Source organism: Paenibacillus sp. GbtcB18, assembly GCF_019091125.1.
Classification (GTDB): domain Bacteria; phylum Bacillota; class Bacilli; order Paenibacillales; family NBRC-103111; genus Paenibacillus_F; species Paenibacillus_F chitinolyticus.
Map to the genome: position 1 here is coordinate 1 of NZ_JAGXJX010000161.1, position 392 is coordinate 392.

Genomic DNA, 392 nt, shown 5'->3' on the forward strand with positions numbered 1-392 from the left:
ATAAATAAGGAAGTAGTGACTATGATTAAAAATAGTGATTTGTCAAATTTAGAAAAGGTACAAGTAGTGCAAGCGATAAATAAAAAACAGCAAATCGACTTAAAAACTGATGAGGAGGGCAAAATTTACAAACAACTAAATGCGGAATATAAGAAAGGAACTATTCGTAGTTATAATTTAGCATTTTTAATCGGAGCTACTATATTTTGTCTCGCATTGATTTTTAATATAGTAAGAGTCTTAATAGATAAGAAAATAAGTAAAGAAGTAAAATCTTATGTTTTGTAAATATTATTATATAAATTAAAAGATATTGTTCAAACTGCTAAATATAACATGAATGTTTATTTAGCAGTTTGAACAATATTAAAACAGTTAAAAAGGCGGAATAC

General features: G+C 25.3%; 1 pseudogene. It reads left to right on the forward strand.

From position 1 onward, the window contains the following. A pseudogene (locus KVT34_RS29935) lies at positions 1-288 on the forward strand (drug:proton antiporter); the annotation flags it as partial. Between the last annotated feature and the right edge of the window lie 104 nt (positions 289-392).